At 35.7% G+C, this 23790-nt stretch carries 22 protein-coding genes; 16 read left to right on the top strand and 6 right to left on the bottom strand.

The window, feature by feature from the left end:
- Window positions 1-52 precede the first annotated feature (52 nt).
- The 3 genes from K0U91_RS02665 to K0U91_RS02675 all read left to right on the top strand — a co-directional run bounded on the left by K0U91_RS02665 (window position 53) and on the right by K0U91_RS02675 (window position 2365).
- A complete protein-coding gene (locus tag K0U91_RS02665) occupies window positions 53-928 on the top strand; it encodes a pirin family protein (protein WP_219970838.1) in 876 nt (291 codons plus the stop codon).
- Window positions 929-1073: 145 nt separating this feature from the next.
- Complete coding sequence (locus K0U91_RS02670) at window positions 1074-1391, top strand: GNAT family N-acetyltransferase (protein WP_220180314.1); 318 nt, start codon at window positions 1074-1076, stop codon at window positions 1389-1391.
- Window positions 1392-1465: 74 nt separating this feature from the next.
- Window positions 1466-2365 (top strand): pirin family protein, encoded by a 900-nt coding sequence (locus K0U91_RS02675; protein ID WP_220180315.1) that lies wholly within the window; start codon window positions 1466-1468, stop codon window positions 2363-2365.
- A gap of 46 nt (window positions 2366-2411) precedes the next feature.
- On the opposite strand, the gene K0U91_RS02680 is transcribed toward K0U91_RS02675, so the two are convergent.
- Window positions 2412-2810 (bottom strand): hypothetical protein, encoded by a 399-nt coding sequence (locus tag K0U91_RS02680; protein WP_220180316.1) that lies wholly within the window; start codon window positions 2808-2810, stop codon window positions 2412-2414.
- A 571-nt stretch (window positions 2811-3381) separates the two neighbouring features.
- Between K0U91_RS02680 and K0U91_RS02685 the strand changes: the two genes are divergently transcribed.
- The 10 genes from K0U91_RS02685 (at window position 3382) to K0U91_RS02730 (ending at window position 14414) form a co-directional block, all read left to right on the top strand.
- Window positions 3382-8268, top strand: coding sequence for a fibronectin type III domain-containing protein (locus K0U91_RS02685; RefSeq protein ID WP_220180317.1), 4887 nt, complete (start codon window positions 3382-3384; stop codon window positions 8266-8268).
- A 5-nt stretch (window positions 8269-8273) separates the two neighbouring features.
- Window positions 8274-8516, top strand: a complete 243-nt coding sequence (locus tag K0U91_RS02690) for a hypothetical protein (RefSeq protein ID WP_220180318.1) — start codon at window positions 8274-8276, stop codon at window positions 8514-8516.
- Between the two features lie 151 nt (window positions 8517-8667).
- Window positions 8668-9201, top strand: a complete 534-nt coding sequence (locus K0U91_RS02695; RefSeq protein ID WP_219970832.1) for an NADPH-dependent FMN reductase — start codon at window positions 8668-8670, stop codon at window positions 9199-9201.
- The gene (locus K0U91_RS02700) at window positions 9201-9779 is read left to right on the top strand and encodes a TMEM175 family protein (protein ID WP_219970831.1); all 579 of its coding nucleotides are present in this window, start codon (window positions 9201-9203) and stop codon (window positions 9777-9779) included. The genes K0U91_RS02695 and K0U91_RS02700 overlap by 1 nt, the downstream gene beginning before the upstream one ends.
- A gap of 1 nt (window position 9780) precedes the next feature.
- Window positions 9781-9999 carry a (4Fe-4S)-binding protein gene (locus K0U91_RS02705; protein WP_219970830.1) on the top strand — a complete coding sequence of 73 codons (219 nt, stop codon included), beginning with the start codon at window positions 9781-9783 and terminating at the stop codon, window positions 9997-9999.
- The gene (locus tag K0U91_RS02710) at window positions 9999-10397 is read left to right on the top strand and encodes an OsmC family protein (RefSeq protein WP_220180319.1); all 399 of its coding nucleotides are present in this window, start codon (window positions 9999-10001) and stop codon (window positions 10395-10397) included. Before K0U91_RS02705 ends, K0U91_RS02710 begins: the two co-directional genes overlap by 1 nt.
- A 1-nt stretch (window position 10398) precedes the next feature.
- Window positions 10399-10680 carry a GNAT family N-acetyltransferase gene (locus K0U91_RS02715; RefSeq protein ID WP_219970828.1) on the top strand — a complete coding sequence of 94 codons (282 nt, stop codon included), beginning with the start codon at window positions 10399-10401 and terminating at the stop codon, window positions 10678-10680.
- A 115-nt stretch (window positions 10681-10795) separates the two neighbouring features.
- Window positions 10796-12370: a sodium:solute symporter gene (locus K0U91_RS02720; RefSeq protein WP_220180320.1), complete on the top strand. Its 1575-nt coding sequence runs from the start codon at window positions 10796-10798 to the stop codon at window positions 12368-12370.
- Between the two features lie 153 nt (window positions 12371-12523).
- Complete coding sequence (locus K0U91_RS02725) at window positions 12524-13375, top strand: transketolase (RefSeq protein ID WP_219970826.1); 852 nt, start codon at window positions 12524-12526, stop codon at window positions 13373-13375.
- A gap of 91 nt (window positions 13376-13466) precedes the next feature.
- Entirely contained in the window at window positions 13467-14414 is a 948-nt protein-coding gene (locus K0U91_RS02730; protein ID WP_219970825.1) for a transketolase family protein, read from the top strand.
- 117 nt (window positions 14415-14531) lie between these two features.
- Here K0U91_RS02730 and K0U91_RS02735 read toward each other — a convergent pair whose 3' ends face one another.
- The 3 genes from K0U91_RS02735 to K0U91_RS02745 form a co-directional block, all read right to left on the bottom strand.
- On the bottom strand, window positions 14532-14921 hold the full coding sequence (locus K0U91_RS02735; protein ID WP_220180321.1) for a hypothetical protein: 390 nt from the start codon (window positions 14919-14921) through the stop codon (window positions 14532-14534).
- Between the two features lie 68 nt (window positions 14922-14989).
- Complete coding sequence (locus tag K0U91_RS02740) at window positions 14990-15460, bottom strand: Lrp/AsnC family transcriptional regulator (RefSeq protein WP_047446659.1); 471 nt, start codon at window positions 15458-15460, stop codon at window positions 14990-14992.
- Between the two features lie 134 nt (window positions 15461-15594).
- Window positions 15595-20382: a translocation/assembly module TamB domain-containing protein gene (locus K0U91_RS02745; protein ID WP_220180322.1), complete on the bottom strand. Its 4788-nt coding sequence runs from the start codon at window positions 20380-20382 to the stop codon at window positions 15595-15597.
- A 4-nt stretch (window positions 20383-20386) separates the two neighbouring features.
- Between K0U91_RS02745 and tsaD the strand changes: the two genes are divergently transcribed.
- The 3 genes from tsaD to K0U91_RS02760 are packed head-to-tail and all read left to right on the top strand — an operon-like array spanning window position 20387 to window position 22554.
- A complete protein-coding gene (gene tsaD, locus K0U91_RS02750) occupies window positions 20387-21403 on the top strand; it encodes a tRNA (adenosine(37)-N6)-threonylcarbamoyltransferase complex transferase subunit TsaD (RefSeq protein WP_220180323.1) in 1017 nt (338 codons plus the stop codon).
- Between the two features lie 3 nt (window positions 21404-21406).
- Window positions 21407-21817, top strand: coding sequence for a hypothetical protein (locus K0U91_RS02755; RefSeq protein WP_220180324.1), 411 nt, complete (start codon window positions 21407-21409; stop codon window positions 21815-21817).
- Between the two features lie 41 nt (window positions 21818-21858).
- Entirely contained in the window at window positions 21859-22554 is a 696-nt protein-coding gene (locus tag K0U91_RS02760) for an RsmE family RNA methyltransferase (protein ID WP_220180325.1), read from the top strand.
- Here K0U91_RS02760 and K0U91_RS02765 read toward each other — a convergent pair.
- Together K0U91_RS02765 and K0U91_RS02770 are read right to left on the bottom strand one after the other, a co-directional pair.
- The gene (locus tag K0U91_RS02765; protein ID WP_220180326.1) at window positions 22551-23105 is read right to left on the bottom strand and encodes a hypothetical protein; all 555 of its coding nucleotides are present in this window, start codon (window positions 23103-23105) and stop codon (window positions 22551-22553) included. The genes K0U91_RS02760 and K0U91_RS02765 overlap by 4 nt on opposite strands.
- Window positions 23105-23779 carry a TrmH family RNA methyltransferase gene (locus K0U91_RS02770; RefSeq protein WP_220180327.1) on the bottom strand — a complete coding sequence of 225 codons (675 nt, stop codon included), beginning with the start codon at window positions 23777-23779 and terminating at the stop codon, window positions 23105-23107. The genes K0U91_RS02765 and K0U91_RS02770 overlap by 1 nt, the downstream gene beginning before the upstream one ends.
- Window positions 23780-23790: the final 11 nt, after the last annotated feature.

A 23790-nucleotide genomic window follows, 5' to 3' on the forward strand; every position in this document is an offset into this window, starting at 1 on the left:
GGAATTCTCTTTTCACTGTCCTAATTTTGTTTAAAATTAAAACAAGCATATTATGACAACTAAAAAAGTAGAAATCATAGTTCCACCGAAACCTGCGCATTTTGTAGGTGATGGTTTTAGGGTGCATAATTTTATTCCGAGCGTTCAGAAACTGGATATGAAAAGGATGGATCCTTTCATCATGCTCGATTATAATTCTAAGTTTCATTTTAACCCATCCGAAACTCCAAAAGGTGTTGGCGTACATCCGCATCGCGGTTTTGAAACCGTAACCATCGCTTATCAGGGAAAAGTAGAACATCACGATAGTGCAGGTGGCGGTGGAATCATCGGTCAAGGTGACGTACAGTGGATGACTGCGGCAAGTGGGGTTCTTCATAAAGAATATCATGAAAAAGAATGGTCTAAGCTAGGCGGAATTTTCCAGATGGTCCAACTTTGGGTAAATCTTCCTGCAAAAGACAAAATGAGCAAACCCAAATATCAGGCAATCTCTAATTCAGATATGAAAAAAATAGATCTGTCTGAGAATGGCTTAATTGAAGTTATTGCAGGAGAATTTAATGGTAATAAAGGCCCTGCTTTCACGTTCAGTCCTGTCAATCTGATGAATGCTAAATTGAAATCGGGAGGAAAAGCAACCTTTAATTTTCCTGCCAATTTTAATACTGCAGCTTTAATTATAGAAGGTAGTATTATTGTAAACGGAGAAGAAAAAGTTCCGGTCAACAATTTTGTACTATTTAAAAATGAGGGCGAAAGCTTTACTCTTGAAGCAACTGAAGATTCAATAGTATTAATTATCAGCGGACAGCCTTTGAATGAGCCAATTTTTCCGCATGGGCCTTTTGTGATGAATTCGAGAGAAGAAATCATGCAGGCTTTTGAAGATTTTAATACCGGAAAATTTGGGTATTTAGAAGATTAAGTTCAGTTATAAATATAAAATTATATTTACAGTTTGTAATTCCGGAGGAATCTGCGCTTAGCTCATTATAACGGCTGAGATCCTTTCACGACGACAAACTGAATGCTAAGTATGAAAAATTAATTCACAAATAAATATAAAAATCATGAAACCAGAATTTGAGAACATTTCATTAGTAAAAAACGAAGAAAAAAAGAGATTTGAAATTGAATATAAAGGTCATCTTGCATTTATCGACTGTAAAGAAAAGAGCCGTCAGATTGCTTTAATTCATACAGAAGCAGAATCTGAATTGGCAGGAACCGGAGCCGCTGCCGCCTTGGTAGAAAAGACCCTGATCTATATCGAAAACAGTGGCAAAAAGCTGCTCCCTTTTTGTCCTTACGTTTTTGCTTTTATCAAAAAACATCCTGAATGGAAACGTATTGTTGATGAAAGGTTTGAAGGATATGACCAGCTTTAATTTTCATTAAACTTACAATATCAAGTAGAAATTTAATTAATTTAGCCTAAACTAAAAACTAAATCAGACTTATCATGTCAAACATCGGACTCATCTTAGAAGAAAAATCAGCAGATATAGGTAATTTTTTAGTGGGAAGACTTTTACCTTTCCGTGAAAAAAGAGCCGTCGGACCTTTTGTATTTATCGATCACATGGGACCTGCTGAATTGAAAGATTATCAGAATCTTGACGTTCCGCCACACCCGCACATCGGGCTTTCAACTTTAACTTATCTTCTCGAAGGATCTATTTTTCACCGAGACAGCATTGGCAGTGCGCTTGAAATAAGACCGGGTGCTGTCAACTGGATGACCGCCGGAAAAGGGGTAGTACATTCTGAAAGAACGCCTGAATATTTAAGACAAACCGATAAAAAGCTTCACGGATTCCAAATCTGGGTAGGTCTCCCGAAACATCTGGAGCAAAGCGAACCAACGTTCAGCCATATCGAAGCAGATGAGCTTCCGGTTTGGCAGGAAGGTGAAGTTCAGTACAAATTAATTGCCGGTGAAGCTTTTGGCAAAAAATCGCCGGTTCCTGTTCATAGTAAATTGTTTTTTATTGAAATTAAAACCAAAAGTATACAGAAAATAAGTATCGGGCAAGATCTTTACGGTGAAGCAGCAATGTATGTTTTGGATGGAACTGTAAAAATAGAAGGAAATGATTATGGATCAAAACAGCTTTTGATCGCAAAAAATGCCCAACTGTGCGAGTTTGAAATGAGCGACAATGCGACGGTCTACCTTTTTGGCGGCGAACCTTTTGATGAAGAGCGTTTTATATTCTGGAATTTTGTCAATTCAGACAAAGAATTGATTGATAAAGCAAAAGTAAACTGGAATGACCAGAATCACGAAGCTTTCCCATTGGTTCCGGGAGATGAAGAAGAATTTGTACCGCTTCCGAAAGCTATTTTAAACAGGAAATAAAACAAAAGTAAGCCACTTGTTTTGTAGTGGCTTAGCTTTTAAATCATTAATCTTCTCTTTGAGCTTCTGAAAGCTTTGCAATGAAATCTGTCCAAAGCTTAGAGTCTCCGGAAGTCATTTTTGATGACCAATTTGCATGCTGTGCAGTCCATTCTTTTGATTTTTCTGTGAGTTCCAGACTTTTTGGTACATCTCCGGCTTTTGAAGCTGCAGCCATTTCAGAAACCATGGTAGCGTATTCAGTAGCGAATTCCTGAACTTCCGGATTGCTGAATTTTGGTACCGGCACACCATCTATAGTGACGCCAGATGTTTCAGAGACATTTTTCTCCGGAACAGCAGAATTTTCTGCTTGAAGGCTCTCAGCTTTTGAGGCTTTAGTGTTTTTGCATGCTGTAATGCATATTAATGCAACAGCAAACAACATTAGGATAGTTTTTTTCATAAATATCTGATTTTATCTGTATTACAAATATAAATTAATTTATGAATTATTTAAATAAAAATATATTTAGGGTTAAATAATTCAAAGAAACAATACATGTTGTAAAAAATCAATAATTATTTTTATTTGTATAAATTTTTACTGATTTCTAATATAATAATTATACACATAAATTTTTACCATGAATAATTTAATATGATAATTTAGTAAACATTACAATGCAGTCTTATTTCTACCTTAATTAAAATATTTTGAAAGTTGTTGTTAACAATTTTTGTCATTAAATTTATATTATTGAATTATATAACATAATAATTTATTATTAACAAATTAAAATAATAATAAGATTATAAATTAATAAAAATTAGAAATAATAAATATTGACCTAAATAAAAAAAACACATTAATAACAAATCTCCATATTTATTTAAAATAATTCATAAAAAACGTTGTTTTATTGATAAAATTATTTAATTTTATCAAAATTATTAAGTTATTTAAAATAATAAAATATGAAACAATTTTATAAATGGGGGAAAAATCGGCCTAAAAACTTGTACTGTTTTAGTAAATGGTACAAACTATTACCATTTCTTATCACCTCATTACTGCGTCAAATGTAATGGGGCAAAATGCATCCCAATATTCTTTTACACAATCTAATGGTACTTACACTGCACTGTCTACTCCTACTGTATTAGGATCTGGTTCTGCACTTGACAATCAAACTTATTCTATAGCACCAGCAAGTTTAAGTGGTTTTAGTTTTAATTTTGCGGGAACAAATTACACTGCATTTACAGTCTCTGCAAATGGATTTATTGGTTTCGGATCTAGTCTAATGAGCGGAAGTACTTATACTCCAATTAGTTCAAGTACAGGAAGTAATGCTTTCGTGGCGGCATATGCTGATGATCTAGGGGGGCTAAGTGCAAGTACCCAAATTTCTTGGAAACTTGAAGGTTCTTCGCCAAATAGAGAATTGGTAATAGAATATAAAAATATAAGAAACTATAATACAAGTGGTATAGATTTATCTTTCCAAATCAGACTACGAGAAACTACAAATGTTATTAATATAGTATATGGCACTATGACATATACGAGTACTACAAGTGATGCCAGTCAGGTTGGTATTAAGTCAAGTACTACTACAGGACATTTTAGCAACAGAACAACTACTACCAATTGGAATTCTACTACAGCTGGAGCTTCAAATTCAGTAACCTGTACGGTATTAAATACAGTAACAATGCCTTCATCAGGACTTACATTTAGTTATAGTCCTCCATTACCTTGTACCGGAACACCTGTAGCCGGATCTGTAACTCCTACCACACAAAATATCTGTAGTGGAACGGTACCAGCAGTTTTAGCACTTACCGGGTATTCTACAGATAGCGGTATTGCTTTTCAATGGGAACAATCTTCTGATAACAGTTCTTGGACAAATGTAACCGGAGGATCAGGAGCTACCACAGCAACATATACTCCCGCATCTTTTGGGGGTGCACTTATTTACTATAGATGTAAAGTTACCTGTACAGCTAGTACATTGTTTAGCTACTCAAATGCTGTAACGATTGATAATACTATAAATCCAACAACACAAGTTAGTGGATTAGCGTTTTCCAATATAACTCAGGCTGGTTTTACTTCAACATGGACTAACGGTAATGGAAATAGAAGAGTTGTATATATAAGCAATAATCCTATAACAGACCCTACAAATGGTAGTGCTAATGCACTTACAGCAAATAGTATTTATGCAGGAAGTGGGCAACAAATTGTTTATGATGGTACGGGAACATCAGTAGCTATTACCGGACTTATTCCCGGAACAACATATTATGTAAAAGTGTATGAATATACTCGTTGTGGCTCTGCAAACCCATATACATATTACTATAACACAAGCTCAGGTACTAACGCAAGTACAGGTAGTCCTTCGGCACCCGTGGCTGTTCCATGGACAGAAGCATTTACCACTACTTCCTTACCAAGTTCTTGGGCTAACACTTCTACATGGCTAATTGGTAATATAAATACAACTATAAATGATGGTACAACTTCTAATTATATTTATTATAACTTGTACAGCACAGCTACAACAGCAAATTTTTCGACGGCAACTTTTTCGCCGCTACCTGCAAATTATCGATTAAGATTTAATTATAACTTAGCAAATTTCAATAGTCCTTTTGGTCCACCAGCCACTGGAAGTGGAAACTTTATTGTGGCAATTTCTACAAATAACGGAAGCACTTATACCAATGTGGCCACAGTAGCAAACAATGGCGTAGCAGGATGGCAAACCTATACTTACGACTTATCATCTTATGTTGGACAACAAATTAAGGTAAAACTAACTGGTAACTGGACTTCCGGAGATTATTATTTATCTTTTGATAATTTCAGAATAGAGGAAATCGCCGCATGCGACATTGTAACCAGTATATCTTCATCTAATATTACTGCAGTAGGTGCGGCTCTAAATTGGACATCATCTTCCTCCAATCCAAGTGGAGGCTATGAATACGAAATAAGAACCAGCGGTGCTGCTGGAAGCGGATCAACAGGTTTAGTTTCTAGCGGATCTGTTGGGGCAGGTATTTTAACTGCTAATATTTCCGGATTATCTCCTGCAACATTTTACAATGCATATATAAGAAGTAATTGTGATGCTCAAGGTTATAGTCTTTGGAGTAGTGCTGCACCATTTACCACATTCTGCAATACTCCGTCTGACGCTAGTAACATTGTGATCTCAAATATCACTGCCACAACATTAACACTTAGTTACACAACAGCACCTGTAGCACCTACAGGATATATGCTTTTTCAATCCACAAGTGCAGTTGCTCCCACTCTTACCAACGGTTCGTCATACACTAGTGGGGCAAGCTATACTCTTGGAGGACAAAATTACTTATGTCTCGTGAATAACAATGTAGGAACTTCTTTCAATATAACTTCACTTACCAGCAATTCAAGGCTTTATTATTACGTATTTTCAATTACAAATAGCGGTTGTAGTAACTCCTACTCTCCAGGCATTAGCAGTGCTCCCGTAACAACGTGTTCAGCAGCACCTACCTCACCTAGAGTAACGGGAATTACAACTAATGGAGCCAATGTATCTTGGACGGCTTCTGCTGTTGGAGGAGCCTTTGCAACCATAAACTATTCTTTAGAACTTTATACAGATGCAGCATATACAAACCAAGTTGCCGGCTCTCCGTATTCTACTGGAACGCTTCTTACTCAAGCATTGAATGGTTTATCTCCTTCTACACAGTATTATTATCGTATAAGATCTACAAACGGATCTTGTGGCAGCCTTGCTACCGGCACTTTTACTACACTTTGCAGTACAATATCGGCACCTACTGCAACACAAGATTTTAGTACTTTTTCGGGAGCGGCACCTAGCCCAGCATGTTGGTCTGAAGCCACAGGAGTTTTAGCTACTACTTCTACATTATCTGGAACAACGAGCGCATGGCTTAATAAAACCAATGGGTTTGCCAATATAAGCTCAACAAATATGGGGGTTTCCATCAATTTATACGGCACAAAAAATGAATGGATTATTTCTCCGGCGATAGATCTTGGCTCTACACCGGGATTGTACATATTAAAATATAAATATGCTGTAACGGGATATAATAACACAACAACTCAAACTACTTTAAGCACTCATAAAGTAAGTGTTGTTATTTCCACCAACGGTGGCGCTACATGGAGCAGCGCAAATACTCTAAAAACCTATACAGGCGCTGGTACATATAGCAATACAGGAGCTTTTGAAACAATAAATCTAAGTACATATTACGGAGTCGTAAAAATTGCTTTTGTAGCAACAACATCTTCTAACACACCAGATATAGATTTTCATATTGATGATTTTTCTATAGAAGCAGTGCCTTCTCCTATTTGGACAGGAAATCCTGCATCTTGGGTAAACGGATCACCTATAGCTAATTTACCCGCTACTATTGATGCAGACTATTCCGGGCCTTCTTTCACTTCCTTAAATCTAACGGTGAATACCGGAAAAATACTTGATATAAATAATGGAACAACGGTAACAACCGCTAACATTTCAAACAATGGTAATATTAATGTGAATGATGGAGGAAACCTTATTCAAACTGTGGGGTCCTCTTACTCAGGAAGCGGAATCTTTAAAGTAAATAAAAACGGAACCAGTTTACCAGACAGATATGCATTTTGGGCTTCTCCTGTAGTGGGACAAAACCTAAGTGAAATTTATGGATCCGGAAACACTCCGCCGTATATTACAACTTATGAAACTTCAACTGATTATTTTATCAATGCAGCTTCTACCACAGGTGCGTTTGGTGTTGGATATGCGATTAAAACACCATCTGTTTCAAATACTACATTCGCAGGAAACCCAAATAACAATGCCCAAACAACAGCTATATCTACTTTAGGAAACGGATTCAATTTAATAGGAAATCCATATCCCTCTAATTTAGATTTGAACGCATTTTATAATGCCAATTCATCAAATATTGCTAATACATTATACTTCTGGGATAACACAAGTAGTAACGTTACTACCCAGCAAGGAGCTACAACTACAAACTTTGGATATGCTACTTACAATCCAGTTTCTAGCACCTGGGCTCCTGCTCCCAATATTTCTGCTGTTCCTACTGATACTGCAGCAAAAATAGGACAAGCATTTATTATAAAGGCTTCCAGCGGTACTTCTGTAAATTTTAACAATACTATGAGGGTTTCTAATTCTGCAGCTTTCTTTAATAAAAACAACTCTAATATTGAAGGTAAGTATTGGCTAAAACTAGCTACGTCTTACAACACTAATAATACATTAGCCATTGTATATGATCAAGCAGCCAATAATTCTTTAGATAATTATGATTCTAAAGCGTTTGGAAATACTTCAGACAGTTTTTACTCATTAGTCAATGCTGATCAATTGATTATTCAAGGAAGATCTGGTTTCAATATCAATGATGTAGTACCTCTGGGTAACAAACATTTTGAAAATGGAACTTTTGTAATCTCATTGTCACAAAAAGAAGGATTGTTTAGTAACGGACAAGAAATTTATTTACACGATAAATTGCAGAATACCTACACAAATTTGCAAACTTCGAACTATAGCTTCACCAGTAATTCGGGTGAAACAGCGAACAGATTTGAAATTGTATATAAGTTAGGTACTCTAAGTACTTCCGAAACGCAAAACTCTGATATAAAAATATATAAAGATGGTGATGATTTCGTGGTTGAAAACAGCAAATCTATCCAAAGTGTGCAATTATTTGATGCTTCCGGAAGACTTGTTCAAAACTTAAAATCTAACGAAAAAACAATAAGATTGAAAGGAATAAGCCAAGGAATGTATATTATAAAGGCTACTTCTGAGGGTAAAGAATACACAAGAAAAATTATAAAATAAGGATTATGAAAAAAATATTGATCACATCGTTCATTTTATGTTCTTTCTTTGGATTAGCTCAGCAAAATTCAAATATTTTTACAAAAGATAATACAACATATTCTGAATCTACGACAGAACAAGACGTTATGGTTGAACCTGGAAATCCAGGAGATCCTGTACCGATTGACAATTATATACCTCCATTAATGGTAATTTCAATTTTACTTATAATTTACAGCAGTAAAAAAATTAAAAAAATCGATTAAAGTAGAATAATTTATTAATAATCAGCCGCTTCGTTTTTTACGAGGCGGTTATTTTTTAAACAAAAATCAGAATGGGATACATCTTGTCATTAACTTTATATGCCAGTAATCATAATAAATATTTATTTTTGATTAGTTTTATAAAATAACAATGAAAATATTAGCATTTGCAGGAAGCACCTCTTCCACATCCATTAATAGAGAGTTGGTAAAATTTGTTTTGAAAAGTTTTCCACAAGAAGAGATCAAGTTAATTGATTTGAACGATTTTTCAATGCCGGTTTTTTCTGTTGACCTGGAAAAGAAAGGATTTCCGGATGAAGCGCATCAATTTTTAAAAAATATTGAAGAATGTGATGTGATCATTTGTTCGCTTGCAGAACACAACCGCTCTTACAGTGCAGCTTTTAAAAATATTTTTGACTGGGCTTCCCGAATCAATGTAAAAGTTTTCCAAAATAAGCCAATGCTTTTGATGAGTACTTCTCCAGGCGGTTACGGCGGCGGAAACGTAATGAATACGGCAAAAACTTTTTTTCCTCAATTTGGTGCTGATGTAAAAGAAACTTTTTCATTGCCTAAATTTTATGAAAATTTCGATTTGGAAAGCGGGGTCATCAATCCGGAAATGCTGGTAGATCTGAATGGCAAGATTGAAAATTTTAAAGACCAGATCAAAAACTAATGACAAAAGGGAGATTAGAAGCTTTCAGCGATGGCGTTTTAGCTGTCATTATCACAATTATGGTTCTTGAGCTAAAAGTACCTGAAGGAAGTGATTGGGTAAGTCTGAAACCCCTTATCGCTAAGTTTTTGGCTTATATCTTCAGCTTTATTTACATAGGAATTTATTGGAATAACCATCATCACCTGTTTCAGGCTGTAAAAAAGGTTAACGGAAATATTCTTTGGGCTAATCTTCATTTATTATTCTGGCTTTCATTAATGCCTTCTGCAACAGAATGGATCGGAGCCACACACTTTGCAAAAAACCCTGTAACCATATATGGTTTTGGATTAATCATGTGCGCAATTGCCTACACCATATTGGAAAATTTAATCCTTAAAAACGAAGGTGAAAATTCAACTTTAAAAGAAGCTATACATTCTAAATTCAAAGAATATATCTCTATTGTATTTTATATTTTAGGGATCGTCACTTCTTTTTTCTATCCTTATATTGCCATAGGTTTTTACTATATTGTTGCTTTAATATGGCTGATTCCTGATAAAAGAATTGAAAAATTACTAAAAGAAAATTAACATGGAAACACACGAGTATATCAACGGTGAGATAACCGTCATTTGGGAACCGAAAAAGTGCATCCACGCTGCAATCTGTGTAAAAAGTCTTCCGCAGGTGTATCGTCCAAATGAAAAACCTTGGCTAAAACCGGAAAACGCAACACCTATGGAGCTGAAAAATCAAATTGATCTTTGTCCTTCAGGAGCATTAAGTTATAAATTCAACACAAAAAAATAATGGCTGTAACCGTAAAAGCAAGTCTAGGCAAAACAAAATATTATACCGAAGTTGTCGCCGGTGAAAATCAACTGATCACAGACGAGCCTATAGATAAAGGCGGCCAGAATAAAGGCTTTAATCCGTTTGAAATTTTAGCCACATCTCTGGCAAGCTGTACTGCTGCAACGCTCAGAATGTATATTGACAGAAAAGAATGGGATATCGAAAAAATTAATGTAGAAGTTGAACTTGAAAATTTTCCGCTGACGAGATTGGCGGTTTTTAGAAGAAGTATCAGCTTTGAGGGAAGTAATATCAATGAAGATCAGCTAAAAAGACTGTACACCATCGCAGATGCATGCCCAATTCACAAAATATTGACCAACGAAATAGAAATACAAACCAAAATTTCATAAGATGATAGAAATTAAACAAAACAATGACGACAAACACGGAAGCTTTGAAGCTTTAATTGATGGAAAAAGAGCAGGATTAATGACATATACTTGGGCCGGTGAAGCAAGATTCATCATCGATCATACCGAAGTTGAGGAAGAATATAATGGAAAAGGCGTAGGAAAAGAAATGCTGATCAAAGCAGTAGAATTTGCAAGAGAAAATAATAAAAAGATCATTCCGCTTTGTCCGTTTGCAAAAGCGACGTTCCAGAAAAATAAAGATTTGCAGGATGTGCTTTAATTGTATAGAATTTAAAAAAATATTTATAAAAACCTTTCAGGAAATTTCTCTGGAAGGTTTTTCTTTTTCAGCAGAAACAAAAAAAACTATATTTGCTAAAATTTAAAACCTACACATGAATTCCGGAACCATACTTTTGCTCTTTGTATTTATCTATTTCATCGGTCTTTTGGTGATTTCTTATTTTACGAGCCGAAATTCTGACAACCAGTCTTTCTTTATCGGAAACAAAAAAAGCAAATGGTGGCTTGTTGCTTTCGGAATGATCGGAACCAGCCTGAGTGGCGTAACTTTTATTTCTGTTCCCGGAACTGTCGGGAAAATGACGGGTTCTGAATACATCTTCGGAGGTTTTGAGTATTACATGATGGTGATCGGTTTTTTTATCGGGTATTTCATTGTGGCGGCGGTGCTCCTTCCCCTCTATTATAAGATGAACCTGACTTCGATTTACACCTATTTAGGAAAAAGGTTCAATGTAGAAGCACACAAGATCGGTTCCATTTTCTTCATCATTTCAAGAGCAATTGGTGCTACTGCGCGTCTTTATCTTGTCGTGAATGTTTTACAGATATTTTTGCTCGAAGGGTTGGGTGTTCCGTTCTGGGTAACGGCTGCAGTGCTTTTGCTGATGGTGCTGTTATATACTTTTGAGGGCGGGGTAAAAACTATTGTGATTACCGATACTCTTCAAACATCTTTTATGATTATCAGTCTGGTTGCGTGTATCGTGTATATTTTATCCAATTTAAATTTATCTTTCGGCGAAGCCTATACCATTTTGGGAGAAAAAAATTACACCCATTTTATTAATTTTGATCCCAATTCAAAAACCTTTTTCCTGAAAACCATTTTAGGCGGAATTTTTATTACCATTGCAATGACCGGATTAGATCAGGAAATGATGCAGAAAAACATTTCTGTTGACAATCTGAAAAATTCAAAGAAAAACATGCTTACTTTCGCAGGAACACTGCTTTTTGTGAATCTTGCTTTTTTGTTTTTGGGTGGCTTGCTTTATCTTTTTGCATTACAAAATGGTGCCGGATATTCTCAGATAACAAACATTGTAGAAGGAAAAGAAGTCGTTTCTAATATTTTCGGATTCAAAGATGCTGCCGGAAATGTAAAAAACATCATGGGAGACGATTTATTCCCTGCATTATCGCTTAACGGGTATTTTCCGATGCCAATTTCTGTCATTTTCATCATCGGATTGATATCAGCACTGTTCCCATCTGCGGATGGCGCGTTGACAGCGGTTACAAGTTCTTACTGTGTAGATTTATTAAATTTAAATGAAGATAAAATAAGGACTGAAAAGCAAAAAAAACATCTCCGTATGAAGATCCATTTGACGTTTACAGTGGTCTTCTTCATCCTGATTATGGTTTTTAAAGCAATGAATGACAAGTCGATCGTTTACCTTATCATGGAAATTGCAGGTTACACTTATGGACCACTTTTAGGCCTTTTTGCTTTCGGGATTTTTACCAAGTTCCAGATTTCAAGAAAATATTCCATTCTAACGATAACGCTTTTGGCTCCGGTCTTAACTTATCTTATTAATTATATGGTTACCACTTACACCGATTACAGAATTGGTGTAGAGCTTATTATTTTGAATGGATTGCTAACGTTTATTGGGTTGTGGCTGGTGAAAAATAAAAATTATTTGAAGTTGGTGTAAGTTATTATGACACCTAGCTTATTGTACGAACCGGTCGAGGTTTAGACCATAAAAAAGCAGATACTAACAGAATCCGGGGCTCAACATCCGGATTTTTCCATTTCCGTAAGCCAGCAAAAAATTGTAGATTTGCGTGCAAATAAATCCTATATAATGAGTAAAAGTATTGAAGAGCTGAAATCTCTTACTACGCAAATCAGAAGAGACATTTTGAGAATGGTTCATGCTGTAAATTCGGGACATCCTGGTGGAAGTTTAGGCTGTACAGAGTATTTCACAGCACTCTATGGCAAAGTAATGAATTACAATCTTCCCTTCACCATGGAAGGCAAAAACGAAGATCATTTCTACCTTTCAAACGGACATATTTCACCGGTTTTCTATTCTACATTGGCAAGATTCGGGTTTTTTCCGGTGGACGAATTAAAAACTTTCAGAAAACTGGATTCAAGATTACAAGGTCACCCAACTACCCACGAAGGTTTGCCGGGAATCAGAATTGCTTCAGGATCTTTAGGTCAGGGACTTTCTGTAGCACTTGGTGTTGCTGAGGGTAAAAAATTAGACGGTGACGATTCTTTGGTATATACCCTTCACGGCGACGGAGAATTGCAGGAAGGTCAGGTTTGGGAAGCATTAATGTACGCTGCAGCTAAAAAAGTTGATAATATCATCTCAACAATTGATTACAACGGACGCCAGATTGACGGTGATACCGATGATGTTTTAAGCTTAGGAAATTTACATGCAAAATTAGAAGCTTTCGGCTGGACTGTTTTGGAAGAGAAAAACGGTAACGATCTTGAAACAGTAATCGCGATTCTTGAAAGAGCAAAAACTGAAACGGGAAAAGGTAAACCGGTAATTATCATCCTACATACAGAGATGGGATTTGGTGTAGATTATATGATGGGAACTCATTCTTGGCATGGTAAAGCTCCGAATGACGAGCAACTGGATACCGCTTTCAAACAATTATACCTCGAAGCTCCTACAGATTATTAACATCATTGATAATTGATAGGCGATTAATGATTTTCGCATTTTCATATCAATTATCAAGCAACATTAATCAATTATAAATTAGAAATTCCTCATGAAATATACATATACAGAAAAAAAAGATACCCGTTCAGGATTCGGAGCCGGATTGGCTGAATTGGCTGACACAAATCCCAATGTAGTAGCACTTTGTGCAGATCTTATCGGTTCTTTGAAAATGGAGAAATTTATCGAAAAAGCTCCTGAAAGATTTTATCAGGTAGGTATCGCAGAAGCCAATATGATGGGTTTGGCTGCGGGCTTGAGCATCACAGGAAAAATTCCTTTTACAGGAACTTTTGCCAACTTTTCTACTTCAAGGGTGTACGACCAGATTCGTCAGTCTATTGCTTATTCAGGAAAAAACGTTAAAATCTGTGCTTCTCATGCAGGTCTTACTTTAGGTGAAGACGGCGCAACACACCAAGTTTTAGAAGATATCGGTATGATGAAAATGCTTCCGGGAATGACGGTGATCAACCCTTGTGACTACAACCAGACAAAAGCTGCTACGATTGCAATTGCAGATTTTGAAGGTCCTGTTTATTTGAGATTTGGAAGGCCTACAGTACCCGTTTTTATTCCGGAAGATATGCCTTTCGAGATCGGAAAAGGAATTCTTTTACAGGAAGGAACAGATGTAACGATTGTTGCAACGGGCCACTTGGTATGGGAGTCATTGGTTGCTGCGGATGAACTTGAAAAAGAGGGCATTTCTTGTGAAGTAATCAATATTCACACGATTAAACCATTAGACGAGGAAATCATTTTAAAATCTGTTGAAAAAACAGGTAAAATTGTAACTGCTGAAGAACACAATTACTTAGGTGGATTAGGTGAATCAGTTGCAGGAATGTTAGCTAGAAAAAGACCTACGAGACAAGAATTTGTGGCTGTGAATGATACTTTCGGAGAATCTGCAACACCTGCTGAATTAATGAAAAAATATAAAATTGACGCAGCTGCCGTGAAGGAAGCGGTCAAAAGAATTTTAGATAAATAACTTCTTTTGAAGTCAAAATTAGAAAGCATCCAAATTGGATGCTTTTTTTTATCATTAAAAATTAATGCAAATCAAATATAAAGTTTCGTTTAAAAATCTGAATCTTCAAATGTCTTTTTATCTAAAAAACTTCCATTTTGGAATAATAGCCAACATCCCAAATCCTGTAAAAAGGAAAAGATTGGTCACATCAGAATAAAGGAAAGTAGACAGATAATAATTGTGCATAAAGAAGTGCAAAACCAACATTACGGGAAACAAAATTATGCCTATTTTACGATAAAAATACATCAGTGTAATTCCTGCAATCATCAACAAGTCTACCGAAAATATAAAGTAAAAATATTCTGAAGGAATATTCAGAGTTTTATGCTGCAGGTATTCATCTACGTCTAATCCTATTCCCATAAAGGTAAATAAAAGCAGGGCAGCCAAGGCTAAAATAAAACCCCATCCTTTCTTCGGATTTTCATCAAAATAACTGTATTCTTTGTATTCCTTATCCATAGTACAAAAATAAAGAACTTATGAATACATTCATAAGTTCTTCGGTATTTATATCGTCTAAAATTTGATTAAATTGATATTGCGTTGATCAATCTGTTTTTGTCGCTTAAAAACTCTTCCATAGAGATCATACTTTCAGTTCTCATCACATCCTGGATATCATCGATCTGATAAATAATTTTTTTAGCGTCTTCAGTATTTTTTGCTTTTACCTTGCAGAAAATATTATATTTTCCGGAGATAACGCTTGCTTCTACTACGTTTGGAATTGTTCCCAATTCTTTCAAAACCTCTTGTGTGCGGTTTGATTTTGTTAAAAGAATTCCTATAAAAGCTGTAAAGTGGTAATCTAGCTTACCATAATCTAAATTAAGAGATGATCCTAAAATAATACCTGCATCTTCCATTTTCTTCACCCTTACGTGTATTGTTCCTGCAGATACGTCCATCTGTTTTGCAATTTCTGTAAAAGGCATTCTTGTGTTTTCTACTAAGAAATCAAGAATTTTCTTGTCTATTTCGTCCAGTTGATAGTTCATATTAGTGAAATTATATTTTTCCTAAAAAATCAATAAATTTTTTACAAAATTAAGAAAAATATATTAACTAAAAAAAATATATCAAACATTAACAATAATTAACACGGATGATAAAAATCATTCAAGTATTCAGATTATTTAAGCCTAGATATTACGGAATCTGTTTTTATTTCATTATTAGCAGAAGGCCTATTTTTATCTTTTTTCTTCTTTTTAAAGAAAGAATTGAAGCTTTTACTCCATACGATACCACCGCCATACGCTTGATTTGCAGAACCATTGGTACCCACTGTCCCTACTCCCATTCCGATATTGGTTGGTTTAGAATATCCTCTTAACAATAAAGTTCCGTCATTTTTCTTAGAAATGTCATACTCTATAGATCCTTCTCCGGAGAGATAGTTGTTATCGGTACCCTCAGTTTTATTTAAAGGAATACCTAAACCAGTTTTGACAGTAACTCTTGGCGAAAGGTCAAAACTTACACCTGCATTAGCTCTGTCTCCACTATTTGAATATTGGTCGCCTCTCACATAATTAAGGTCAATCTGGAATTCACTGCTCATCGTATTAAGAACAGATCCCAATTGCTTTAAAAGCATGTTGTAACCTGAAGATTCTGCGACTCCTACTGCATCAATATCTACTCCACCAGTATTAGAAACGTTAAAACTGTTTAACAAAAGAATGGAACCAAACTGAAGAACATTTTCTCCTTCTGTCTGATTAATTTTTGCCGCTAAAGTTTCTTTCACTTGGCTAGAAACATCCAGTGCTGTAACATTTAGTGCAATATCTGGGTCATTCAGCGTGTTAGTAATATTTGCTTGCAGCAATATACTGATTGGCTGCAATTGGCCCATATTCAGATATTCTCCTGCATTGGAAACCATTCTTACATAATTTGCGGTAATATCCAGAGCTGGTTTCATCGCATCACCATCCCAACGGATGCTGCTGTTTTTTTGAATTTGAAAAGTTCTGTTAAGAATGGCTTTGGAAACAAAAGTTCCACTGTCTACCATGTAAGACCCGTTCATCGAAATTGCTCCCTGTCTGCCCATCTGGAATCTCAGATCCTCTGCAACCCCTTTTACAGTGATATTTCCGACATCATCACCTACTAAAACATTGACCGTAGTTCCTTTATCCACATCAAGACTGAAATCGATATTCATATTAGCTCCCGATTTTTTCTTGTCTTCTAAAGTAACCAGACCGTCTTTACCTTCTTTTAAGAATCTGAGCATCTTAAATTCTTCAACATTGGAGGTAGAACTAGAATTAAAAGTGAATGTGCTTCCATTCAGCGCTTTCATGTTCGGAGTTGATAAATTTAAAGCGGAAACAGGACCATCGACATAGAGATCTCCCTGTCCGTAGACTCTTCCCCAGAAAAGATCATACTCTTTTTGCGTAGTATTCAGCATCAATAAATTATCGGCTCTCATTACAAGGTTGACTCCCATTGAGGATAAGGTTTCAAATTGTATTGCCCCGGAAATTGTGCCCTGAGAATTTGTTCTACCGTCGTGCACCCCAATATTATTTAAAATTGCCAAACCTCTTGAAAGCGGAATAACTGTATCATCAAAAGAATAATCTACACCCGTGAATAGAAGTTTTAAACCAAATTCTTTTAAAGCAATATCTCCGCTGTAATCTAAGTTTTTCAAAGTTCCGTTGATCTTCAGATCTCCGGTTGCTTTTCCTCTCAAGTTTCCAAAAATAGCCTGAACAAACTGTTGGGTAAAAGCCAGATCAAACTCATCCAGCTGTGCTACCAAATCAATAGTCGGAGACGGGGTATTGTTATTAACAGTTCCCGTGAGGTGAAGATTATTGTTCCCGATTACACCTGCTGAAGTAACTTTCACATCAACATCATACACATTTAATGAAAAACCGTTAACCGCAGAAATGGTAAGGTCTCCCATATCATTCCCGTTCATCATAATGTCATCAACCGTTAAATCAACAAGGGGCTGCAATGTGCTTTTATCCATCCTGATCTTCACATTACCGTTGGCTAAACCCTTGATATCCATAGGATTTCCGCCCGCCTGCATCTCTAATAATTTTTCAATCGCAAAATCCTGAACTTCAGCATCAACATAGAAATCTTTAGCAGATTTAAATGTAGATTCGTTGATCAATAATGAGCTTTGATCTGAATAGATTCTGAGGTTTTTAATTTCAAAATCCTGTGTCTTTTTTCTGTAACTTATGTAATGATCTAATCCCGGTGACGTGTCGATTGCCCATTTTACATTATTAAAACTTACTTCTGTAGGTTCAAATCTGAAAATATAATCTCCCGCAGGATTTGTCGACTGATTAAAGTTAATTGCGTAATTCTTCAGATTGTCATCCAATTCATCTTCCGGACTTCCATGTTTAAAACTTGTTGCAATACGAAGCGTAGTATTGTTTTCATTTTTTCCGGTCAGAAGAATGTCTTTAAGAATGTTTTTATTGTATTCTATTCTTTTAATTTTCGCATACAGTTGCTGGTCGAGGTTAGCTGTATTTATTCTCACCATTACGCTGTCTACCAGCGCGCTGTCTCTGGTTATCATCTCCCGCTCATTGATCTTATAATCTGGATTAGCACTTGCTAAAGCCTTATCAGCATCGGTAATTTCCTCTTTTTTGGTCATTACATATTTCAGCGAGGCGGCATCAAGATTTAGAATGAGATTATTTGAATTTCCTTCGTATTCACCCTCTACGGTTGCGCCTTGAGGAAGCTTCAGATCCGGCATAAAATAGCTGACCAAACCTTGCTGAACGTCAAAGTTCATTGTGAATCTCTGTCCGCGATACAATTTTCTCGGTGGCGGGCCGACCAATATCTTACCTAGCCCGTTTTCTACCATTCCGGCAAGATCGGCAAGGTTATATTTACCGGAAATTTTACCATCAACTGCTCCGGGAGCCTTTACATCAATCACCCGATTTCCGCCTTCTATAAATGTTTTTACTTTTGCATTCGGAATCTGGTAACGCTGTGTAGCGGTTGCAAAATTGATATTATTTGCTTCAACATCCAGATTCAAATCATTTAAATTGGTCATCGATATCTTCCCGTTTACCCTTCCGCTAACGATCTGGTTTCCGGGTTTGCCGGTGAAGTAATTCATATTAAGATGTGATACACTTGCATCAATATTGGCGGAGATTCTTGAAGTGCTGAAATCGATAAGGCCTTTTAGGGTTGCTTTTGCCTGTTCATCATTAACAGTAATTAACCCATTGTATTTTCTGTGATCAAGTAAACCGTCTAAATTCAGATTATTGATTTCCTTATTCATGATATCAATACTCGAAATTTGAGATCTCGTTCTGATGCGCATGGTTTTTACATCAAAACTTTGCCCGTCGATATTGAATTTCCCTGAAATCAGACCCACCGTTTTACTTTTGGTAATCACCGAAGTATTTAAATCTTTTACTTCTGCATATCCTTTGTATTTAGGCATTGTTGTACTGAAGTCCGTCAATGAAAAATTGGAAATTTTTGCCTGTCCGATTCCGGTCATCAGTTTTCCGGAGGACACATATACTTGTTTTGGATTTACTTTTACATCTCCGTTGTATTTTAATTTCCCAAAATCATCTGCGAAGTTTTTCATTTTAGCTGAAATAAATTTCGGCATCATGGCTTTTAGATCTTTATAGGTAAAATCTGCGGAAAGATTATTGGTTTCGATCAAAAAATTACCTTTTAAAAGATTGGTAATATACATTTTTTGGGTGGCAATATTCACCGATGGATTTCTGATCAGGAAGTTATCTAAAGTGAATTTGTTCAGCGGACCTGTCATTTTCCCGCTAATATTAAAAGGAATAAAATTATCCCAATTGGTTACAAAATAAGAGATGTCATACCCGCTCAGCTGGCTTCCCATTTTGAGATTCATATCCCATTTTACTTTGTTGGCAAAATCTGCCCAGGAACCCCTATTTAAATTAAATTTAATATCTCCCTGAAGAAGAGAATGATCTGTATTCAGCGTTAAATCTTTCAGATAAAGAAAATCTTCGGTCATTGAAAAATCGGTAGAGAACGTATCTACAAAATGAGATTTCCCCCATCTTTTTGTGGTAAATGTGAAATTATTGATTTGAGCTGAAATATCTGCACCGTTCACCTTAAGTATTGGAGCGATCAGGTTCACATTCGTTGCTGTCAGCCATTTCCCAGCTTCTCCGGGAGAGTTCTGATTGACAATAGAAACTTTAGAATCAAGTATTTCTAATCGTGAGTTTAGCTGAAAAGGAGGTTTTGTAGAATCTTTTTTCTTACCGCTGTCGAAGAGTTTGGTAAAACGGATGAAATTTGAAATACTGTCGCCTTTATACGTAATGACTTTTATGTCGGCATCAATAAGTCTTAAACCGTTAAAACTTAATGAATTGTTTTTACCAATATTGGTTGCCAAAGAAAACCAATCTGAATTGGCTTTAAATTCTCTCGCTTTGATGAAATCTAAATCTTTATAATCTTTTATCCTTAATCCTTTGATGGTAACATCTCCAAAGAAATCAACCTCTACACTTTCGGTAGACATTTTAGCTTTAAAATCTCTGTTGACAATCTGTAAAGCTTGATCTGCAGCCCATCGTTTGGTAACCGGAAGATTAATGGCAATGAGAATAACGGCAACGAGTGCCAGAATTGTCCAGAAAAGGATCAGTAAAAGTCTTGCCCACCATGAATAGCTGGTTACATCTTTTGCAGCCTGCTTACCAAATTCCTGAGCGGTATCTATTGGGTGTTTTATGGCATCAGAAGCGAGCTCAGAAGCCTCTTTCACAGTCTCCTGAACATTATCAACCGTTTTCTGCACCTGATCTCCTAAGTTTTCAGCTACCGATTTTTTATGCTCATTTTCGTTATTATTCTCTAACTTTGCCATTACTATGAGTGACTCTATAATTTTAGGTATCGAATCGTCTTGTGACGATACTTCAGCAGCCATTATCAAAGGAAATACTATTCTTTCAAATATTGCCGCAAACCAGGAAATCCATAAAGAATATGGAGGTGTGGTTCCTGAGCTGGCGTCACGAGCTCATCAGCAGAATATCATTCCTGTAGTAGAAAAATCCTTCACCAAAGCAAATATACAACAAAATGCAATCTCTGCCATAGGCTTCACTCGTGGTCCGGGACTTTTGGGCTCTCTTCTTGTAGGTACATCGTTTGCTAAGTCACTGGCGATGAGTCTGGACGTTCCTTTAATAGAAGTTAACCATCTTCAGGCGCATATTTTGGCGCACTTCATCGACGATGCAAATCCTATGCCGCCAAAATTCCCGTTCTTGTGTCTTACGGTGAGCGGCGGCCATACCATGATCGTTTTGGTGAAAGATTATTTTGACATGGAAATTATCGGGAAAACAATTGATGATGCAGCGGGTGAAGCATTTGATAAAATCGGGAAAATATTTGATCTTGATTATCCGGCGGGACCAATCATTGATCGATTGGCAAAAGAAGGAAATCCTGATTCTTTTATCTTTAACAAACCAAGACTAGAAAATTACGACTACTCTTTCAGCGGAATCAAAACTTCGGTTTTATATTTCATCCAAAAAGAAATAAAGAAAAACTCTGATTTTATAAAAGAAAATATGAATGATCTTTGTGCATCGGTACAAAAATGCATCATTGAAATTTTAATGAATAAACTGGAGAAAGCAGCGAAAGATCTCGATATTAAAGAAGTTGCAATTGCAGGCGGCGTTTCTGCCAATTCAGCTTTAAGAAAAGTCATGCAGGACAACCAAAAGAAATTAGGCTGGAATATATATATTCCGAAATTTGAATACACTACTGACAATGCTGCAATGATTGCAATGGTTGCCCAGCTGAAATTTGAAAGAGGAGAATTTACAGATCTCAGAACAACGGCAACATCAAAATACGATTTATAAATCATGAAAATACTGTTAGAAGAAAAAATACTGGGGACACAATCTAAAAAAAACTCAAAATATTATTGGGTCTTGGAAACGGTTACCGGAAAAAATGAAGTGCAAAAAAAAGATGAAGACGAAGATTATTTAATGATAAGTTCGGAAACCGGATATATTCAGAATGTAAAGGAAGAGATTATTGAGAAAATCAATTCAGAAAATGTCTTCAGCTTTGCATACGATCCAAAAGAAGCTGATTATTTATCTATCAAAAACAATTTAAGGAAAAATGAATATCTCAATTTGATTTTCATGAATAATCTTTGGGTCGAAGAAATTTACGCTTGTTCGTACAGAGACTGTGAAGGCGACATATACACAACGATAAAAACCGGAGTGGCGTTTTTAAGTGATAATGAAATTTGGTTTTAGGAATCATATATCAATAATTAAGGCAGGTTTAAATAAAAGATATGAAACTTTTTTTTGGAGAAATCAATAACGGAAAAGCTATTATCAACGACGAAGAACAGCAGCACATCGTGAAAGTTCTTCGCATGAAAGATGGCGAGGAAATTCATGTGACTGACGGAAAAGGAAATTTGGCTTCCGGAACATTGATGATTGAAGGCAAAAAAGCAGGAATTGAGGTTTCACAAATAAAAACTGAAACTCCAGATTTCAATCCAAAACTTCATATTGCGATTGCTCCGACAAAAAATATTGACCGCATTGAATTTTTCGTTGAAAAAGCTGTAGAAATGGGAATTTCTGAGATTACGATTCTTCAAACCGAGAAAACTGAGCGTAAAAATCTGAATATTGATAAAATCAGAAAACAGGCGATCGCAGCATCAAAGCAAAGCTTGAGATTTCATTTTACGATAATTAATGATTTGGTTAAATTGCCAGATTTTCTTAAAAATGTAGATTCAGAAACTACTTTTGTGGCGCATTGCAACGAAAATTTAGAAAGAATTCATTTAAACGAAATTCCAAAATTAGAAAGCTACACTTTTCTGATTGGCCCTGAAGGCGATTTTTCAGATAAAGAAATTCTGTTTTTGGCTGAGAAAGGAATTAAAGCAGTTTCTCTAGGAAATCAAAGATTGAGAACGGAAACTGCAGGTGTTTTTGTAGCGGCCTGGAATTATAATAAGATGATTTAATCTATCCAGTTATATTTAAGTTTGATTTTCTCAAATTTCACTTCTCCTTTTTTAATGTAATATTCTAATGAGTCATTAGTTTCAATATTTTCAAAAGAATATCCTTTTTTAATATCCGAAATAGTGTCTCCTTGGATTTTAAATTCGTAAAATTGATATGATTTCCCAATTCCTCCTTGAATGTAAACCATTCGCCAAAGTTCATTTTTCTTTTCCAATAATCTTAATTGTCTAAAAGGCATATTAGGTTTGACAACAACGTCTGTTATATTGAATTCTTTGTCAGGATTTGCGATATTGATTTCACCATTTTCTGTCGCTTGAAAAAAATCTTTAATTTGTTGCGGAATTTTATATTTGTCATTAAAAATAATCCATTCTAAATCCTTTATATCGTCTGGATTGAAAGTTTTAATATCAGAACTGTTGATGTTTACAGCTGTAGAATCAATCGCTATGACTGTTGAATGATTTTTCGAAATAGCCTTCTGGCTTTTCCTTTCGCAAGAAAAAATAAATATCAGAACAATCAGCGAAAGTATATTTTTCATCAAATAAAATTCAAGTTATTATCTTTTTGATACTTAGCCAAAATCTGCTCTCCACTTTTTATAGAACTAACAGCCCAACGGATTTTCATTCTCAAAAGTTTTTCTTCATCTAATTTATAATCAATACCGGATTTCATCAGTTTCTGCTTTAATTCATACATACAAAGCGAGGCCGCAACCGAAACGTTAAAACTTCTCGTAAAACCATACATCGGAATCGCCAACGTTTCATCTGCAAAATCTAAAATCTCCTGAGAAACGCCTTCCATTTCAGTGCCGAATACTAATGCAATCGGTTCGGTGATTTCATATTCGGGAAGCATTTTGGCATTATTTTCTAACGAAACTGCAACGATTTTGTAGCCCTTGTTTTTAATTTTCTGAAATGATTCCATATTTCGTGAAAGCTTTTCTACTTCAACCCAAGTATCTGCGCCTTTGGTCACCCGAAGATTCGGTTCAAAGTTATTTTCTTCCTGTAAAGCCACTACTTTATGAAAACCACAAGCTTCCACAGAACGTACGATTGCTGCTGCATTTCTAAACTGATAGACATCTTCTAAAACCGGAAGCACAAAATCTGAACTTTCAGGAGCGAAAAGTTCAATTTTTTTGAGCCTTTCTTCCGTTAGAAACTGCTTCAGGTAACCGTAAGTTTTTTCTAAATTTTCCATCTATTTTCAAA

Origin of the sequence: Chryseobacterium sp. LJ668 (assembly GCF_019613955.1) — a bacterium.
In the GTDB taxonomy this organism is placed as follows: domain Bacteria; phylum Bacteroidota; class Bacteroidia; order Flavobacteriales; family Weeksellaceae; genus Chryseobacterium.